The sequence below is a fragment of the Streptomyces sp. NPDC003016 genome (assembly GCF_053591455.1).
In genome coordinates this window covers 1-1,538 of sequence record NZ_JBSFTV010000098.1, presented here as the reverse complement: position 1 = coordinate 1,538, position 1,538 = coordinate 1, and the positions used below count along the sequence as shown (strand labels likewise).

1 protein-coding gene is annotated in these 1,538 nt (G+C 69.2%); it reads right to left on the bottom strand.

Annotated features, from left to right (window positions below; translation table 11 throughout):
- Nucleotides 1-62 precede the first annotated feature (62 nt).
- On the bottom strand, nt 63-1,277 hold the full coding sequence (locus ACWDZ4_RS35045; protein ID WP_451512425.1) for an IS110 family transposase: 1,215 nt from the start codon (nt 1,275-1,277) through the stop codon (nt 63-65).
- Nucleotides 1,278-1,538: the final 261 nt, after the last annotated feature.

Sequence of the window (1,538 nt, the reverse complement as noted above, 5' to 3'; positions counted from 1 at the left end):
GGGGGGTGTCTCTATGTCCTTCGTCAAGGATGTGGTGACGGTTTTGAGGCTGTCTGGGGTGGTTATGCGGCGAGGGTGACGGTGGGGGTTCTGGACTCGTAGAAGGTGCCGTCGCGGAGCATGGCGAAGAGGACGCTGATGCGTTGGCGGGCGAGGCGGAGGAGGGCTTGGGTGTGGGTCTTGCCGCGGGCGCGTTGGCGGTCGTAGTAGGTGCGGGAGGCGGGGTCGGCGTTCATGCAGGCGAAGGCGGAGAGGAACATCGCGCGTTTGAGCTGCCGGTTTCCGCCGCGGGGTGCGTGTTCGCCGTGGATCGAGGTCCCTGAGGATCTGGTCGTGGGGGCGAGGCCGGCGTAGGAGGCGAGGTGGGCGGCGCTGGGAAAGCCTGTGCCGTCGCCGACCGTGACCAGGAGGACGGCGGCGGTCCTGACGCCGACTCCGGGCATCGAGGTCAGGACCGGGTGAAGAGGGTGGGCCGCCAGCAGGCTGCTGATCTGCGCTTCCAGTGCCCGGCGCTGGTCGTGGACCGCGGCGAGCGAGGCGGCCAGGGACGGGATCACGATGTCGAGGGTGCCGGTTCCCGGGACCACGACGGTCTGTTCGTCGAGGGCGTCGAAGATCTCGTCGATCAGCCGGCCGGCCATGCGCGGGGCCTTGGGGCGGACGAGTTCGACGAGTCTGCGGCGGCCGGCCTTGCGCAGTACGGCCGGGGAGCCGTATCGCTCGAGGAGCCAGGTGACGGCGGGGTGGTCCAGTCGCGGGCCGAGCACGCGCTCGAGGCTGGGGTGGAACTGGGTGAGCAGGCCGCGTATCCGGTTGCTGGTGCGGGTCGCCTCGGCCGCGAGATCCTGATCGAAGCCGGTCAGCACCGTGAGCTCGGCGGTGATCTCGTCGGTCAGCTCCAGGGAACGCAGAGTGTGAGGAATCGTCCGGGCGGCGTCCGCGATCACCGCCGCGTCCTTCGCGTCCGTTTTCGCCTCGCCCGGGTAAAGGTCGGCGATCCGTCGCATCGCGAGTCCGGGCAGGTAGGCGACCTCGCAGCCCGCGTCGCGGGCCACGGTCAGGGGCAGGGCGCCGATGGACGCGGGCTGGTCCACGATCACCAGGACCGTGCCGAACTTGGCTTTGAGCTTGTCGAAGACGGCCCGCAGTTTCGGTTCGCTGTTGGGCATCGGCTTGTCGAAGACCTTCTTCCCGGCCGGGGTGAGCCCGTGGCCGTGGTGAGTGGTCTTGCCGACGTCCATCCCGAGGAAGACGCCCACGCCTTCGGTGTCTAACATCGCACCCTTTCCAGGTGGTTGACCGTGCCGGTCTCGGCGGTGGCACCGTGCTCGCGCATCCACGTTATGCAGACCTGCCGCCCGCAGGCTGCCCGGCATTGCGCCGGACCGGGCGGTGGCCGGATCTCTCATCAGCGTCTCCGACGGCACCCCTCGGACCCGGCGGCACCACCCCCCAGGTCATCACTTCGACAGAGGGGACACAGCCATACCGGGCCCGGAGGCCAGCGGCCCCATTGCAGGACCGCGAAAAACATAACG